The sequence below is a fragment of the Nocardiopsis salina YIM 90010 genome (assembly GCF_000341025.1).
In the GTDB taxonomy this organism is placed as follows: Bacteria; Actinomycetota; Actinomycetes; order Streptosporangiales; family Streptosporangiaceae; genus Nocardiopsis; species Nocardiopsis salina.
Map to the genome: position 1 here is coordinate 1 of NZ_ANBF01000068.1, position 14,449 is coordinate 14,449.

A 14,449-nucleotide genomic window follows, 5' to 3' on the forward strand; every position below is an offset into this window, starting at 1 on the left:
GTGGAAGATCGAACTGACGGTGTTCAACCGCGGTCTGACCCGGCGCAAGACCCTGTCCTCCCCGGTCATCGGTGCGCCCGAGCGCCCCGGGTACCACCAGGTCGACCGCGAGGTCTGGGTGCGTCCGCGCTGGAGCGGCGACCGGCACCTGGTCGTGGCCGTGGAGTCCACCACCGCCCGCGTGGACGCCCACACCTTCGACGGCGACACCGGGAACCTGACCCTGGAGGGCGAGACCGTCACCGAGGCCGCCGCCGGGGCCACCCAGCTGCGGCTGACACGCCGCCCGGGCACCGCCGTGCTGACCTATCCGCTCACCGTGGAGCAGGGCCGCTTCAGTGTCGGTATCGGCGCCCAGGACCTCTTCGGCCGCGCCGTCACCGAGTGCGGGGGCGTCATCCGCCAGGAGGAATGGGACGTGCACCTGATCGACGGCGACCAGCGCGCCGCCACCCTGGTGCTGCCGGACGACGTGCCCACCACCGCTTACGCCTCCGGCGCCGACCACCTGGAGATCTCGGTCCAGCGCACCTCGGCCGGGCACCTCAAGCTGCGCGGCGGCCAGGCCCGCTGTGTGGTCGACGGCGCCCGCTGGGAGGGCCGCGACCTCCACCTGGAGGGCGAGTTCACAGCCGACGCCGAGTTGGGCCTGGTCGCCCGCGCCCGCGGGCGCGACGAGGAGCACACCCTCACGGTGGAGCGCGCGGGTACCCGCTTCACCGCCCGGCTCGGCCCCGCCGACACCGAGACGCTCTCGGGCACCCTGTCCCTGGCCGTGGGCGGCTACCAGCTGTGGGGCCGCGTCGTCGGCGAGGACGGGCGCACCTTCACCACCGGCGTGGAGTTCTCCGACGACCTGGTCGGCGACATGCCGCTGGAGATGAAGACCGACGAGCGCAGCTACACGCTCACCTCGCACGGCCACGGCGTTCCGGTGCTCCAGGTCGGCAGCGACCTGCACCCGTCAGAACGGGGGGCCTTCGCCCAGCGCCGCCTCAAGGAGGTCCACTACCCGGCCCAGCGCGAGGAGCCGGTCGTGGACGGGGTCCTGTTCGACACCTACACCGGGCGCCAGTACTCCGACAGCCCGCAGAGCATCTACGCAGAGCTGCGTACCCGCGCGGGCTGGTCCGACTACCCGATGTCCTGGCTGGTGGCCGACGGGCGCGTGAACCTGCCGGACGACCTGTCCCGGGTGCGCCACCGGGGCCGCGAGTACTACGAGGCGCTGGCCCGCAGCCGGTTCCTGGTCACCAACTCCCGCCAGCCGGTGTGGTTCCATCGCCACCCCGACCAGACCGTCGTCCAGACCTGGCACGGCTCGATGCTCAAGCGCATCGGCTTCGACGTGGACAACATCCGGGGCAAGTCCCGCGACTACTTCGACAAGCTCGCGTGGGAGACACAGCAGTGGGACTACCTGGTCTCGCCCAGTCCCTGGGCGACACCGATCCTGCGCCGCGCCTTCCGGTTCGAGGGAGAGATCCTCGAGACCGGGTACCCGCGCAACGACATCTTCTTCTCGCCCCACCGCGAGGCCGTCGCCGAACGCACCCGGCGCGTGCTGGGCCTGCCCGAGGGCAAGAAGGTCGTGCTCTACGCGCCGACCTGGCGCGACGACAAGTACTACACCCGCGGCAAGCACAAGCTCGACCTGCACCTGGACCTGCAGCGCATGTACGACCAGCTGGGCGACGACCACGTGCTGCTGGTGCGCCGACACCCGCGTGTGGTCGACAGCGTGCCGATCGTGGGCAAGGACTTCGTGTACGACGTCTCGCTCTACCCGGAGATCCAGGAGCTGTTCCTCATCACCGACGTGCTGGTCACCGACTACTCGTCGATGATGTTCGACTTCGCCAACACCGGCCGCCCCATGCTCTTCTTCACCTACGACCTGGACAGCTACCGGGACAACCTGCGCGGCTTCTACTTCGACTTCGAGGAGACCGCGCCCGGGCCGCTGCTGACCGAGTCCGACCAGGTCATCGAGTCGCTGCGCAACATCGGCGAGGTCGAGGAGCAGGCGGAGCCCGCCTACCGCTCCTTCGTCGACCAGTTCTGCCCGCTCGACGACGGCCACGCGGCGGCGCGCGTCGTCGACCGCGTCTTCGGCCAGGGGTAGGACCTCGCGAGCCCGCTGCCGCCCGGTCCCCGAAGGCCGGGCGGCAGCGTGTGTGCGCCACAATGGGCAGGTGATCGTCATCACCCGTTACTCCGTGTCCGAGGCCGACGCCGAGGCCTTCCGAACCGAGGCCGCGAACGCCGTGGCCGCCCTCGCCGCCCGCCCGGGGTTCCTGCGGCACCGGCTGGGCCGCGCCGCGGACGACCCCGAGCTGTGGACGCTGGTCACCGAGTGGGAGGGGGCGGGCCCCTACCGTCGCGCGCTGTCCTCCTACGAGGTCAAGGTCGCCGCGGTTCCGCTGCTGTCCCGGGCGCTCGACGAACCCAGCGCCTACGAGGTCGTCGACGGACACAGCCCGTGAGGCGTGCGAAGCCCCACCCGCAAGGGAATCCGTGCGCGCTCGCTTCGCGAGTGCTCTAGCCTGGACTGATGTGGTCACGCGCTGCGACCGTCGCCGGTCGGGCGGGCCACGACACCCGAAACACACGATGAATCGCTCACCGCGATCCACCGACCGCCAGCCGGATGGAGAGTCTCCCCATGGCCGCCAAGTCAGAGGCAATGGACGCACTGGTCAACCTCGCCAAACGCCGGGGTCTGGTCTACCCCTCCAGCGAGATCTACGGGGGTCTGCGCGCGGCCTGGGACTACGGTCCTCTCGGTGTGGAGCTGAAGTCCAACGTCAAGCGTCAGTGGTGGCGGGCCATGGTGCAGGAGCGCGACGACATCGTCGGCCTGGACTCCAGCGTCATCCTCTCCCGTGAGGTCTGGGAGGCCTCGGGGCACGTCAAGGAGTTCGTGGACCCGCTCACCGAGTGCCAGGCCTGCCACAAGCGCTTCCGCGCCGACCACCTCATCGAGGCCTACGAGGCCAAGCACGGCAGGGAGCCGGAGGAGGGCCTGGCCGCGATCGCCTGCCCCAACTGCGGCGCCAAGCACTCCTTCACCGAGCCCCGCATGTTCAACGGGCTCCTGCGCACCTATCTGGGCCCGGTCCAGGACGAGAAGGGCCTGGCCTACCTGCGCCCCGAGACCGCGCAGGGCATCTTCATCAACTACAAGAACGTCGAGCAGAGCGCCCGGCGCAAGGTGCCCTTCGGGATCGGCCAGATCGGCAAGTCCTTCCGCAACGAGATCACCCCGGGCAACTTCATCTTCCGGACCCGCGAGTTCGAGCAGATGGAGATGGAGTACTTCGTCAAGCCCGGAACCGACGAGGACTGGCACCAGTACTGGATCGACGCCCGGTACCAGTGGTACACCGACCTCGGCATCAACAAGGACAACCTGCGCCTGCACGAGCACCCGCAGGAGAAGCTGTCCCACTACTCCAAGCGCACCGTGGACCTGGAGTACCGCTTCAACTTCCAGGGCAGCGAGTGGGGCGAGCTCGAGGGCGTGGCCAACCGCACCGACTTCGACCTCAAGACGCACGCCGAGGCCTCCGGCGCGGACCTGTCCTTCTTCGACCAGGAGAACAACGAGCGCTACATCCCGTACGTCATCGAGCCGGCGGCCGGTGTGGACCGCGCGGTGCTGACGTTCATGCTCGATGCCTACAACGTCGACGAGGCGCCCAACGCCAAGGGCAAGATGGAAAGGCGCGCCGTCATGCGCCTGGACCCGCGTCTCGCGCCGGTCAAGGCCGCGGTGCTGCCGCTCTCGCGCAACACCGACCTGTCGCCGAAGGCCCGCGACCTGGCCGCTCGCCTGCGCAAGCGCTGGAACGTGGAGTTCGACGACGCCGGTGCGATCGGCCGCCGCTACCGCCGCCAGGACGAGATCGGTACTCCGTTCTGCATCACCGTCGACTTCGACACCCTCGAGGACGACGCCGTGACCATCCGCGAGCGCGACACGATGGCGCAGGAGCGCGTCTCCCTCGACCAGGTGGAGCGCTACCTCATCGAGCGTATGCCCGGCGTCTGAGGCCCTCGACGGCCCAGGCACATGCGCGAGGCCGCCCGTCCCTTCCGGGGCGGGCGGCCTCGTCGTTTCTCCTGGGGCGGGCGGGGTGCTTGGACCGGACGCCCCGCCCGCGACGAGAGAAGAGACGACCGGGTCCCGGGGGGAAGTGGTTTCCGGCCGCCTCCGGTCCCTGCGGCCGCACACGACCGCGGGGACCGTTCTCAACGTAGCGCCAGGGACAGCGAAGTACGAGGGAGTTTCGTACCCGGTGTCCTTTCGCGTGAGCGAATCGTGACGCGGGGTGGACGGAGGCGGACGCTGTGCCGCCGGATGCGTGATCAGATCGCTGTGTAGACCACGAACGAGACCGCGATGTAGTGGCATACGAACGCGGCGATGGTCAGCGAGTGGAAGATCTCGTGGAAACCGAACCAGCGTGGAGCGGGGTCGGGCCACTTGAGGCCGTAGACCACGGCGCCGACGCTGTACAGGACCCCGCCCACCAGGATGAGGATCCACGTGGCCGGGTTGGTGCCGCCGACGAGCTCGGGGACGAAGAGCACCGCGACCCAGCCGATGGCCAGGTAGAGCGCGGTGGAGAGCCAGCGCGGCGCATTGAGCCACAGGAGCTTGAAGGCCACGCCCGCGATCGCGCCGCCCCAGACCAGGGCGAGCATCGCCGTGCGGAGGGTCCCGTCCAGCACCAGCACGATGAAGGGCGTGTAGGTGCCGGCGATGATCAGGTAGATGTTCGAGTGGTCCATGCGCCGCAGCACCCGCTGGCCCCGCGGGGACCAGCGGCCCACGTGGTAGACCGCCGAGGTGCTGAACAGCAGTACGGAGCTGAGTGCGTACACGGCGGCCGCGGCCATGGCGGGCGCCGTGGGGGACAGGGCCACCAGGACGATGCCGGCGGCCAGTGCCAGAGGGGCGGTGCCCAGGTGCAGCCACCCGCGGAGCTTGGGCTTGACCGCTTCCAGGAGGTCCCCGGCGGTCTGGGCGGCGCGTTCGGGCACCGACGCCTTGTGTCCCTCGGCGGGGTCCTGTTCGTGATCGGGGGTGTGCTCGCCCTCGGCCGGTCCGGTCCCGTCTGCCCTTTCGGTCGACACCATCGCCTCCTCCTCGTGCCGGTCCGCTCCGTCGCGGGTCCACACGAAGCCTAACTTACGGTCGCGTAGGTTACCTGCCGGTACCGCTGTGTCCCCCCGCACACGGGGACTGGGGTGAGGCTGTGCGCAGGGGGATTGGTTTCTTCGTTCGAAGTGCACTTCCTTTGATCGATCATCATCGAAATCCGGTGGGTTCGTACCCCTGACCTGCCCAGCCTCGGTGGCGCTTCCCGCTCCCCCTGTTCACCCTGCCTCTGTTCAGCATGAGATAGGTGAACCATTGGTATAGACCTGTTCAATGTCCCTGAACTGCGGAAATGTACAAATACCGTGGTTCATGAAAAGGCGAGTCTGCGGTGTGTGGATAGAGTCGGCGCCCGATCAGGCACAGGTCGGCTCAACGCTGAGTCGTCGAGCGAGACGAGGGAGCACCCCCGTGGCCACATACGTCTACAAGTTCACCGAGGGCAACAAGGACCAGAAGGACCTCCTCGGAGGTAAGGGGGCCAACCTCGCCGAGATGACCAACCTCGGCCTGCCCGTGCCCCCGGGCTTCACCATCACCACCCAGGCGTGCCGCCACTACCTGGACCACGGCAGCATGCCGGACGGTCTCGACGCGGAGATCGAGGAGAACCTCTCCGCGCTCGAACGCGAGATGGGGCGCGAACTCGGGCATCACGACGACCCCCTGCTGGTCAGCGTGCGCTCGGGCGCCCGCTTCTCCATGCCCGGCATGATGGAGACCGTGCTCAACATCGGCCTCAACGACGAATCCGTCCAGGGGCTGGCCCGCCAGGGCGGCGACGAGCGCTTCGCCTGGGACTCCTACCGCCGCCTCGTGCAGATGTTCGGCAAGACCGTGCAGGACATCGACGGCGAGCTCTTCGAGGACGCCATCGAGCAGGTCAAGTCCGAGCGGGGCATCACCGACGACCTCGACCTGGACGCCGGTGACTTCCGCACCCTCGTCGACCGCTTCAAGGCGATCGTGCAGGAGCAGACCGGGAGCCCCTTCCCGACCGACCCGCGCGAGCAGATGCGCCAGGCCGTGCGCGCCGTCTTCGATTCCTGGAACGCCCCGCGCGCCGTGCTCTACCGGCGCCAGGAGCGCATCCCCACCGACCTGGGTACCGCCGTCAACGTGTGCTCCATGGTCTTCGGCAACCTCGGGATGGACTCCGGAACCGGCGTCGCCTTCACCCGCGACCCCGCCACCGGGCAGCAGGGCGTCTACGGCGACTACCTCCAGAACGCCCAGGGCGAGGACGTGGTCGCCGGGATCCGCAACACCGTCCCCCTCACCGACCTGGCCGACATCGACGCCCGCAGCTACGACGAGCTCATGCGCATCATGGAGACCCTGGAGAACCATTACCGGGACCTCTGCGACATCGAGTTCACCATCGAGCGCGGCAAGCTCTGGATGCTCCAGACCCGCGTCGGCAAGCGCACGGCCGCCGCGGCGTTCCGGATCGCCGACCAGCTCGTCGACCAGGGCATGATCACCCTCGACGAGGCGGTCCAGCGGGTGAACGGCGACCAGCTCGCCCAGCTCATGTTCCCGCGCTTCGACGAGAAGGCCGCCGCCGGCGACCAGGCCCACCGGCTCGGCCGCGGCATGAACGCCTCGCCCGGCGCAGCCGTCGGTAAGGCGGTCTTCGACTCCTACACCGCCATCAAGTGGTCGCGCAGCGGCGAGAAGGTCATCCTCTGCCGCCGTGAGACGAACCCGGACGACCTCGAGGGCATGATCGCCGCCGAGGGCATCCTCACCAGCCGCGGCGGCAAGACCTCGCACGCCGCCGTCGTCGCCCGCGGCATGGGCAAGACCTGCGTTTGCGGTGCCGAGGAGATCGACATCGACACCAAGAACCGCCGCCTGGTCGCCCCCGGCGGCGAGACCGTCGAGGAGGGGGACGTCGTCTCCATCGACGGCACCAGCGGTGAGGTCTTCCTCGGCGAGGTCCCGGTGGTCGACTCCCCGGTCGTGCGCTACTTCGAGAACGAGATCGACCCCGCCTCCGACGAGGCCGACGACCTCGTGCGCGCCGTCCACCGCCTCATGCACTACGTCGACGCCGCCCGCCGCCTGTACGTGCGCGCCAACGCCGACACCCCCGAGGACGCCGCGCGCGCCCGCCGCATGGGCGCCCAGGGCATCGGCCTGTGCCGTACCGAGCACATGTTCCTCGGCGACCGCCGCCAGCTCGTCGAGCGCCTCATCCTCGCCGACACCAGCGACGAGCAGGACGAGGCCCTCGAGGCGCTCCTGCCGATGCAGCGTTCCGACTTCAACGGGATCCTCGCCTCCATGGACGGCCTGCCCGTCACGGTGCGCCTGCTCGACCCGCCGCTGCACGAGTTCCTGCCCGACATCACCGAACTGTCGGTCCGCGTCGCCGTGGCCGAGGCCCGCGGCGAGAGCCACGAGAACGACCTGCGCGTGCTCCAGGCCGTGCACCGCCTCCACGAGCAGAACCCGATGCTCGGCCTGCGCGGTGTGCGCCTGGGCCTGGTCGTGCCCGGCCTGTTCACCATGCAGGTCCGCGCCATCGCCCAGGCCGCCGCCGACCGCATGCGCGAGGGCGGACGCCCGCGCCCGGAGATCATGATCCCGCTCGTGGGCACCGTCCAGGAGCTCGAGATCATCCGCGAGGAAGCCCTGCGGGTGCTGCGCGAGGTGGGGGAGGAGAACGGCGTCGAGCTCGATTTCCCGGTCGGCACCATGATCGAGCTGCCCCGCGCCGCGCTGACCGCCGGGCAGATCGCCGAGACCGCTGAGTTCTTCTCCTTCGGCACCAACGACCTCACCCAGACCGTCTGGGGCTTCTCACGCGACGACGTCGAGGCCTCCTTCTTCTCCGCCTACCTGGAGAAGGGTGTCTTCGGTGTGTCGCCGTTCGAGTCGCTGGACGTGGACGGCGTCGGACGTCTGGTGCGCATCGCCGCCGAGGAGGGGCGCGCGACCCGTCCCGACATGAAGCTCGGTGTGTGCGGTGAGCACGGGGGCGACCCGGCCTCGGTGCACTTTTTCCACGAGGCCGGGCTGGACTACGTCTCCTGCTCGCCGTTCCGGGTACCCGTGGCGCGGCTGGAGGCCGGCCGCGCCGCCGCCCGCACCGACCGCTGATCCCGCGGCCAGGAACCGGCGTCCCCGTGCACCTGCGCGGGGGCGCCCGTGCGTGGGGGACGGGAGAGGACTGGGTCCGACTTCCCCGTGGTCGCGGGGCATGTGGGCTCCCACACGCCCTAGACTCAGGTCCAGCGGACATGGCTGCGCGGGGCCGGACGCACGGATTCCACGTAACCCTCCCGTGATATCTTCTTGGTCGCCGGTATGGCCACGGATCCCCGCTCCCCTCCGCCCGATCGGAGGGGGTGTGCCGACCAGAACCCCCGACACCACGGCCGGATCGGCCGGGAGAGCCGCGAACCAGCGGTGGACAGGGGCCGTCCCAGAAGGAGGCGCCGAGAGCGTCGTCCTGTCAGCGAGTAGTGCGGAGGTGATCCGGTGCGAGCGCCGAACGACGGACGCGGTGACGACCGGTGGCCGCAGGAGAGCGGGCACTCCTCCGCTGACCACGAGACCACCCAGGCCTTCACCCGGCGCGATCCGGCGCCCGGCCACGACAGCCAGGCCGACCGGGTGGAGGGCGAGCAGACACCCCCCGGCGCCGAGGAACCCACGCAGGACTTCACCCGCGACCCCGCCGGCGCTTCAGGCCCCTCCGGCCCCGCGGGCCGTTCCGGTTCTTCCGGCCCCGACGACCTGACCACCCAGTCCTTCACACGCGACGCCCTCGCCGGGGCCACGCCGACCGCCGCCTCCGATACGCCGCCCGAGCCCGAGGCGGCCGCGCAGGAGCGGGAACCGGGAGAGTCTTCGGGTGACGGGGAACGCCGCGGTTTCACCCGCCGCTTCGTGCGCGGCCGCGTGGCCGGACGCGGAGAGTCCTTGCGCGGGGCACGCGGCCCGGCCCACGGCCAGGACGAGAACGTCGTGGCCCCCGCCGTCGAGGAGCCCACGCAGCCCGGCCGGGCCTGGCGGTCCGAGCAGGCATGGAACCCCGGGGACACCGAACCCCTGCCGAACGGCGAGGACACCCACCCCCGACCGGACGACACCCTCGCCGACCGCCGCCCCACCGGGTTCACCGACACCTTCCGCGACGACGACCCCCCGCCCTACGACCCCGAACCCGCGGGTCGTGGACGAGGCGACGGCCGCGAACCACCGCCGCGTCGTCCGCGCCGCCGCAGGAGGAGGCGCTTCCGGCTGCGCTGGCTGCTCACCGCGGTCCTGGTCATCGCGCTGGCGATCCCGCCGGGCACTTGGGGCTGGGTCTGGTACACCGCCCGCCAGGACGACCGCGACCCCTCCGACGCGATCATCGTGCTCGGCGCCAGCCAGTACAACGGGGTTCCGTCGCCCGTGTTCGAGGCACGCCTGCAGCACGCCCAGAACCTCTACCAGCAGGGCGTGGCGCCGGTGATCATCACCGTCGGCGGCAAGCAGCCCGACGACACCTACACCGAGGCCGCAGCCGGGCGCGACTGGCTCGTGGAGGTGGGGGTCCCCGACGGCCAGGTCGTCGCGGTCGAGGAGGGCGCCGACACCCTCCAGAGCATCGTGGCCGTGGCCGAGGTCTACGACCAGGAGACCTGGGAAACCGGCATCGTCGTCTCCGACCCCTGGCACAGCCTGCGCGCCCAGCGCATGGCCGCCGACGTTGGGATCGACGCCGGGACCTCGCCCGCCCGCTCGGGCCCGGCCGTGATCGAGCGCAGCACCCAGCTCTGGTACATAACCAGGGAGACCGCCTCCCTCTGGTACTACTGGATCTTCAACGACAGCAGCGACATCCGCGTCAACGCCGCCTGAGGCCTGCTCCGCGGGCACCCGCCCACAGCCACCCCCCGAACGACGCCCGACGGCGCAGCAGTGGGTCGAAGCGGAATGCGCTCACCGGGCCTGACCGCGTCACACGCGCGGACCGTTGACTTCGGCCAGTAGGCTCACAGGCGATGACCAGCCACCCCGGGGACGAGGGTCCCGCACCCGGCTACACCCCCGACGACACCGAACGCCGCGTCCGCGAACGGCGCAAGAGCCGTGCACGCGGGCCCTTCGAACGTGACCGGGCGCGTGTGCTGCACAGTTCCTCGCTCCGGCGCCTGGCCGCCAAGACGCAGGTCGTGCAGCTCGGCGTCAGTGACTTCCCACGCACCCGCCTGACCCACTCCCTGGAGTGCGCCCAGATCGGCCGGGAACTCGGCCAGGCCCTGGGCTGCGACCCGGACCTGGTGGAGGCCGCCTGCCTGTCGCACGACCTCGGCCACCCGCCGTTCGGCCACAACGGGGAGAACGCCCTGGACGAGGCGGCCNGCCTGCTCGTGCGCCTGGAGAGCAAGGTGATCGCGCCCGACGGGGCGGGCGCCGGCCTCAACCTGACCCGCGCCACCCTCGACGCCACCGTCAAGTACCCGTGGGCCCGTGGTGAACGGCCCGGTACCCACAAGTTCAACTACTACCCCGACGACGCCGACGTCTTCGCGTGGCTGCGTAGGGGTTCACCGGACGGGCGGACCCCCTTCGAGTCCCAGGTCATGGACTGGTCCGACGACGTGGCCTACTCGGTGCACGACGTCGAGGACGCCCTGCACGCCGGCCTGGTCAGCATGGCCGCGCTCGGCAGCCCGACCGAGCGGGCCGAGGTGTGCAGGGTGGCCGCGCGCGACTACTGCGACGCCGACCCCGCGGAGCTCGCCGAGGCCTTGGACGGCCTGCTGTCGGCCCCCGTCTGGCCCGAGGAGTTCACCGGGGACCTGACCTCCCTGGTGGCGCTCAAGAACCTCACCAGTGAGCTCATCGGTCGGTTCCGACGTGCGGCCGAGGACGGCACCCGCACGGTGCACGGCCCCGGGCGTCTGACCCGGTACGGCGCCGACCTGGTGGTTCCGCGCTGGGCCCTGCTGGAATGCGCCCTGCTCAAGGCGGTCTCGGCGCACTTCGTGCTGTCCCGGTCCGAGGCCATGGAGCACCGGGCCAACGAACGCCGGATCATCGCCGAGCTCGTGACGGCGCTGTGGAAGAACGCTCCCGGCGCGCTGGACCCCCAGTTCCGAGCCCCCTTCGAGGCCGCGACCGACGACTCTGCGGCGCTGCGTGTGGTCATCGACCAGGTAGCCTCGCTCACAGACACCTCGGCCACCACGCTCCACTCCCACCTCGTCGGCGAATAGAGGGCTGATCGCTCCCAGCACGGTGTCGGCCGCCGGCGTGTTCTGTGGTGTGGGGCTGGGGCGTTGTGTGGTGTTGCCTCGGGGGTGGTGGTTCGTCGGGGGTCGGGATCGTAGCCCGGCCGGGCCGTTTCGCAACCCGCGTCGGCGCCACCCCCGGTCTCGTTCTCTCGGTGGGACGGTGCGGGTGTGGTGGTGGGTCGGTCCCTGGCGCCTCGGGGTGTGCGTTCCGGCCCTGTTGGCCGGGCTGACCCGACCCGCATCGACGAACCCCTTTCCACCCCCGAGGCCCCCTGGCAGCCCAAAGGAACGGGATCCAAGGGCCACGGCCCGAAAAGCCATCCCCCTGGGGTGGCCCCATTGCGACCAACGCTTGCGGCGTGCGGGCGGTGGCTCGCTCCTGCGGAGGCCAACGGCGGGCCCCGGGCACTCTCGGTTGGGCATTGAGGCCCGGGGGTGGCAGGTGTGTGGGCGGCCTCCGGTCCGGGGATAGTTCGCGGTGGCTCACGAGGGGGTGCTCATGGGGCCAGTTGCTTGTGGGGCGGGGGTGCCAGGTGTCCGGTTCTGCGGCGTTGTTGGTGCTCTTACTGTCACTACAGGCCGGTGTTGGTGCTCGTAAGAGCACCAACACCCAGAGGGCCGGAAGCCTGAACGGCCGGCGGGCCGGAGTGGGGGTCGTGGCTTCGTGGCCGGGTTGCTCGTGGGTGACCGGGGCGGGGTGGCTCCGGCCTCAGTCGTGCCCGCTGTTGGCCTTGGTCCAGTACTGCAACGACAGGTTGTGCCGCCCGCGCTGTTCATCCGGAAGGTCCAGGATCCCGCGCGTCGAGGCCGCCCTCGGCGAGGTTCCTGAGCCCTTCCAGGCGTTGCCAGTGCCCTCGCACGGCCTCGTGACCCTGGGAGGTCAGGCTCACCCAGGTGCGCGCTGCGCGACCTGCCCCGGTCTTGGTGAGGGTGACCACCCCGGCCTGCTCCAGTTTGTGCAGGTGGCTGGAGAGGTTGCCCTTCGTGAGGCCGGTGAGGGTCTGCAGGAACACGAAATCCGCGTCGGCGTCGGCCATGAGGGCGGTGGTCAGGGCAAGCCGCGCCGGCTCGTGGATGAGGCGGTCCATCTCGGCGAGTTCCTCCGAGGGGGTGAGCATCGCTCAGCCCTCCTCCACCGTGGTGCGGGAAGCGCCCAGGGAGCGCACCAGGAGCCGGTGGTCCAGCACTCCGCCGACGATGAGGGGGAGCCCAAAGGCGATCACCACCCCCGGCCAGGAGAGCTCTACGGTGTTGAGCGGGTGCCCGCCTTCGACGAACAGCCCCACCGGGACCAGAGCGATGCACAGCAGTCCGCCGGTCATGATCTGCCAATGGCGGCTCAGAGTCAGGTCGCTGAGGCGGCGGCGCAGCAGCGGGACCACCAGGGAGACCGTGGCCAGGGTCAGCGCGACCTGCACACCCCCCAGCCACACGGTGGTCCCGAGGACCTCCAAGATGTGGAGCAGCACGGACAGGAGGAAGAACACCGCGAGACCCGCTGCAGCGGCCACGAACTGGTAGCCGGTCTCTCCGGAGCGCACCCGCCCGAACCGGCGGTGGTAGTAGCGCGTGATGAGGCCCATGGCGATGAAGGTGGGAACCACGCCGAGCAGGAAGACCGGGTTGTGGGGGCTCCAGATCGTCACGAGTCCGCTGACCAGCAGCAGTACACCCATCGGAACCAGGACGAGGCCCTGCAGGCCGTTGTAGTTGGCGGTGACCCGGGACAGGCGCTCCAGCTGTGCGGTGTCGGGTGGTGTGGCCATGGCTCCTCCACTTGAGTCTGTGTCGCAAACCTTTGTCTGTCCGTCACGGTACGCCGCGGGCTTTAGGTTTGCAATGCAGACTTTTTGGGATCGGCCGAGGCCGTCGCTGGCGGAGGCGTAGCAGAAGAGGCGCCGTCCGATCTCCTCGTCGACGAGGGCGGGGCGCGAGCCCAGGTCGCAGGTACCGGTGAACATCCGCAGCTCCGCCAGGGGCGAGCGGCCTCCCGGGGGGCAGGTGCCCGCCGTTGGCTTCGGGAAGCCGGGAGGGCAGGACCGGGAAGCCGTGCCCGCCTGCAGCGTCCAGACCCCGCCGGAACCAGAGGAAGCGGTCGGGCGCGTTCCGGCGGAGTGTTGGCTCAATAACGCGTGGAAGCGGCCAGTGCCCGTGGCGAGCACGTATGGTGCCGCCTGAGCTGCGGCGACGGTACCCAGGGTCACACCCCTACGACTGGGCCGCCGCCGATATCCGATCCTTGCGCGAGCCGTGCAAGGCCCGTCACAACCTCTTGTTCCAGGACAACTAGCTGGTCCCGGTGTCGCTGTCCTCTGTCGGGGTGTGGTGTTTCTTGGTGCGGCGGTACTTGAGGCGGTTGTGCAACGAGCACAACGGCTGCAGGTTGGCCGCGGTGGTTTCGCCCCCGCGGGAGAACTCGGTGATGTGGTCGGCCTCGCACTGCGAGACCGGCACGTCGCACCCACCCGACCAGGCGCAGGTGGTGTGGCCGATGAAGGCGGCGGTGCGCAGGTAGCCCGGCGCCAGGCGGTGGGCGCGGCCCAGGTCCAGGGGCAGGCCGGTGCGGTCGTCGAAGATCAACCGGCGGATCTGGGCCGTGGGCGCCATGGCACGCACCGCCGACAGGGCCAGCACGTGGCCGTCCTCGGTCACGGCGATGTCGGTGGAGGGGTCGAGCCCGGCGGACCTGGGCGGGTCACCGGTGCCGGTGTCACCGGTCCCGGTGGTGGTGTTGGTGGTGGTCGGGGGGCCGGTGCTCGGCTCGGTGCCCGACCCGGGTTCGGGGCCCGGGGCGGCGACGGTCCCGGCCGCACCGGAGGTACCACCATCGGTGGCGCCACCCGCGGTACCGGCCTCGGTGTTGTCGGTGCCGGTGGCCTCAACAAGGCCGTTGGCCTTGTCAGTGGCGCCGGTGGTGTTGATGACCGCCTTGGTCCCGGGCGGCTGCCCGCAACCACCACCCGTGCCACCGCCCACGGTGTCACCGTCGGAGTTCGTGTCGGCCTCGCCGCCACCGCCGGTGGTCTCACCGCCGGTGGTGGGG

The 14,449-nt window shown here is 70.4% G+C and carries 10 protein-coding genes; 6 read left to right on the top strand and 4 right to left on the bottom strand.

The features are described 5' to 3' along the window. The 3 genes from D474_RS0106710 to D474_RS0106720 form a co-directional block, all read left to right on the top strand. Window positions 1-2,125: CDP-glycerol glycerophosphotransferase family protein (locus D474_RS0106710; protein WP_017612820.1), on the top strand; the 2,125-nt coding region annotated here is incomplete at its 5' end. A gap of 70 nt (window positions 2,126-2,195) precedes the next feature. Continuing rightward, complete coding sequence (locus D474_RS0106715) at window positions 2,196-2,486, top strand: antibiotic biosynthesis monooxygenase family protein (protein WP_017612821.1); 291 nt, start codon at window positions 2,196-2,198, stop codon at window positions 2,484-2,486. Between the two features lie 179 nt (window positions 2,487-2,665). Then, window positions 2,666-4,054: a glycine--tRNA ligase gene (locus tag D474_RS0106720; RefSeq protein WP_193373977.1), complete on the top strand. Its 1,389-nt coding sequence runs from the start codon at window positions 2,666-2,668 to the stop codon at window positions 4,052-4,054. A gap of 317 nt (window positions 4,055-4,371) precedes the next feature. On the opposite strand, the gene trhA is transcribed toward D474_RS0106720, so the two are convergent. Further along, window positions 4,372-5,145, bottom strand: a complete 774-nt coding sequence (gene trhA / locus D474_RS0106725; RefSeq protein WP_026118237.1) for a PAQR family membrane homeostasis protein TrhA — start codon at window positions 5,143-5,145, stop codon at window positions 4,372-4,374. A gap of 433 nt (window positions 5,146-5,578) precedes the next feature. Here trhA and ppdK point away from each other — a divergent pair, with 433 nt between their 5' ends. The 3 genes from ppdK to D474_RS0106740 all read left to right on the top strand — a co-directional run bounded on the left by ppdK (window position 5,579) and on the right by D474_RS0106740 (window position 11,388). Continuing rightward, complete coding sequence (gene ppdK, locus D474_RS0106730) at window positions 5,579-8,275, top strand: pyruvate, phosphate dikinase (protein ID WP_017612824.1); 2,697 nt, start codon at window positions 5,579-5,581, stop codon at window positions 8,273-8,275. A gap of 381 nt (window positions 8,276-8,656) precedes the next feature. Next, window positions 8,657-10,027 carry a YdcF family protein gene (locus tag D474_RS0106735; protein ID WP_017612825.1) on the top strand — a complete coding sequence of 457 codons (1,371 nt, stop codon included), beginning with the start codon at window positions 8,657-8,659 and terminating at the stop codon, window positions 10,025-10,027. A gap of 143 nt (window positions 10,028-10,170) precedes the next feature. Then, window positions 10,171-11,388 (top strand): deoxyguanosinetriphosphate triphosphohydrolase, encoded by a 1,218-nt coding sequence (locus D474_RS0106740; protein WP_017612826.1) that lies wholly within the window; start codon window positions 10,171-10,173, stop codon window positions 11,386-11,388. Between the two features lie 791 nt (window positions 11,389-12,179). On the opposite strand, the gene D474_RS0106745 is transcribed toward D474_RS0106740, so the two are convergent. The 3 genes from D474_RS0106745 to D474_RS33195 all read right to left on the bottom strand — a co-directional run. Next, entirely contained in the window at window positions 12,180-12,524 is a 345-nt protein-coding gene (locus tag D474_RS0106745) for a transcriptional regulator (protein WP_017612827.1), read from the bottom strand. 3 nt (window positions 12,525-12,527) lie between these two features. Further along, on the bottom strand, window positions 12,528-13,172 hold the full coding sequence (locus D474_RS0106750; RefSeq protein ID WP_017612828.1) for a hypothetical protein: 645 nt from the start codon (window positions 13,170-13,172) through the stop codon (window positions 12,528-12,530). Window positions 13,173-13,692: 520 nt separating this feature from the next. Beyond that, a partial coding sequence (locus D474_RS33195; protein ID WP_017612829.1) for an HNH endonuclease signature motif containing protein occupies window positions 13,693-14,449 on the bottom strand: 757 nt, incomplete at its 5' end.

Bases quoted from the DNA above. Each gene is read 5' to 3' on its own strand.
- trhA (WP_026118237.1), bottom strand. From the start codon at position 5,145: ATGGTGTCGACCGAAAGGGCAGACGGGACCGGACCGGCCGAGGGCGAG.
- D474_RS0106745 (WP_017612827.1), bottom strand. From the start codon at position 12,524: ATGCTCACCCCCTCGGAGGAACTCGCCGAGATGGACCGCCTCATCCAC.
- D474_RS0106720 (WP_193373977.1), top strand. From the start codon at position 2,666: ATGGCCGCCAAGTCAGAGGCAATGGACGCACTGGTCAACCTCGCCAAA.
- D474_RS0106750 (WP_017612828.1), bottom strand. From the start codon at position 13,172: ATGGCCACACCACCCGACACCGCACAGCTGGAGCGCCTGTCCCGGGTC.